Source organism: Neisseria sp. P0009.S007 (assembly GCF_051962515.1).
The window spans coordinates 1-1,961 of record NZ_JBQCVF010000241.1 but is presented as its reverse complement, the minus strand read 5'-3'; the positions used below and the strand labels follow the sequence as shown (position 1 = coordinate 1,961).

Sequence of the window (1,961 nt, the reverse complement as noted above, 5' to 3'; positions counted from 1 at the left end):
TGTACGTCAAAGTAAAATAGTTGCTAAAGAATGGTTTAAGAAGGCTTGTGCTAATGGAGACAAGCAAAGTTGTGATGTTTATCGTCAATTGGATCAGGAAGGATATTGAATCTTTACTAAAGGCAGTCTGAAAAACTAGGATAAAACAGAAATAATAATTTGAATGTAATGGATTTTAAAATGAATAAATTATTAAAAAAAATGATGGTAGCCTTGCTGGTTTTCGGTATAGGACAAACAGTGTATGCGGAAGAGGTTCCTGAAGTTCAGAAAATTTTGTGGGTGGCGGAACAAGGTTATGTTCCTGCTCAATATATTTTGGGTGTAATGTATGCTGATGGACAAGGCGTGCGCCAAGACTATGCTGAAGCGGTCAAGTGGTATCGTAAAGCAGCGAAACAGGGAGATACCCGAGCACAATCTAATTTGGGGTTGATGTATGTCAACGGAAAAGGTGTGCGCCAGGATTATGTAGAGGCAGTGCGGTGGTTTCGCAAGGCAGCAGAACAAGGGGATGCAGCTGCCCAATCCAATTTGGGTGTAATGTATGTCAACGGACAAGGCGTACATCAAGACTATGCTGAAGCGGCGAAATGGTTCCATAAGGCAGCGGAACAAGGAAGTGCTGAAGCCCAACTTAATTTAGGTGTGATGTATGCTAATGGGCAAGGTATGATCCAAGACTATGTCGAAGCGGCAAAATGGTATAGAAAAGCGGCAGAACAGGGTGATGCTCAAGCCCAATATAATTTAGGTGTGATGTATACCGACGGACAAGGTGTACGCCAAGACTATGTCGAAGCGGTTAAATGGTATCGTAAAGCTACAAAGCAGGGTGATGTCAAAGCCCAATATAATTTAGGTGTGATGTATGCCAATGGACAAGGAGTCCGTCAAAACTATGTGCAGGCAGTGAAGTGGATTGAAAAGGCAGCAATGCAAGGTCATGTCAAAGCCCAATACAATGTGGGTGCGATGTATGCTAATGGACAAGGTGTCCGCCAAAATCTAAGAGTTGCCAAAGCGTGGCTCGGTATGGCATGTAATAACGGTAATCAGCTAGGATGTGACGGTTACCGTCGTTTAGAATCGGGGTATTGAGCGGTTTATGAAATGCCGTCTGAAAAAACTAGGATAAAACAGAAACAATAATCTGAATGTAATGGATTTTAAAATGAATAAATTATTAAAAAAAATGATGGTAGCCCTGTTATCTTTGGGCTTGGTGCAGGCAGTTTGGGCTGATAATGTGCCGGATTTTAAGGAAACGTTTCAAGTTGCGAAGCAAGAAGCGGAGCAAGGAAATGCTCTAGCCCAATATCTTTTAGGTGTGATGTATGCCAAAGGACAGGGAGTCCGTCAAGATTATGCACAAGCAGTGCAGTGGTATCGGAAGGCGGCAGAACAAGGGTATGCACAAGCCCAATACAATTTGGGTGTGATGTATGCTCAAGGGCAAGGCGTCTGTCAAGATTATGCACAGGCAGTGCAGTGGTATCGGAAGGCGGCAGAACAAGGGTATGCTGTTGCCCAATACAATCTTGGTCAGATGTATCGTGAAGGACAAGGTGTCCGCAAAGACTATGTTGAAGCGGTCAAATGGTATCGGAAGGCGGCAGAACAAGGGTATGGTCTAGCCCAATCTAATTTGGGTGTGATGTATAAGGAAGGACAAGGAGTCCGCCAAAATTATGCAGAAGCAATCAAATGGTTTCGTAAGGCAGAAGAACAAGGAAATGCTCTAGCCCAATATAATTTTGGTGTGATGTATGCCAACGGAGAAGGTGTTCGTCAGAACTATAAAACTGCCAAAGAGTGGTTTGATAAGGCCTGTGATAACGGACTACAACAAGGTTGTGATGCTTATCGAAAATTGAATCAGGCAGGATATTGAATCCTTATTCAAAGGCCGTCTGAAAAACTTAGGACAAAACCAAAATGACTTTTCAAAATAAAAAAAT

2 protein-coding genes are annotated in these 1,961 nt (G+C 42.7%); both read left to right on the top strand.

Annotation, left to right across the window (positions count from 1 at the left end; genetic code table 11):
- Positions 1–180 precede the first annotated feature (180 nt).
- On the top strand, positions 181–1,101 hold the full coding sequence (locus tag ACTHS3_RS12065; protein WP_070606645.1) for an SEL1-like repeat protein: 921 nt from the start codon (positions 181–183) through the stop codon (positions 1,099–1,101).
- Positions 1,102–1,174: 73 nt separating this feature from the next.
- Positions 1,175–1,894 carry a tetratricopeptide repeat protein gene (locus ACTHS3_RS12060; protein ID WP_070606642.1) on the top strand — a complete coding sequence of 240 codons (720 nt, stop codon included), beginning with the start codon at positions 1,175–1,177 and terminating at the stop codon, positions 1,892–1,894.
- Positions 1,895–1,961: the final 67 nt, after the last annotated feature.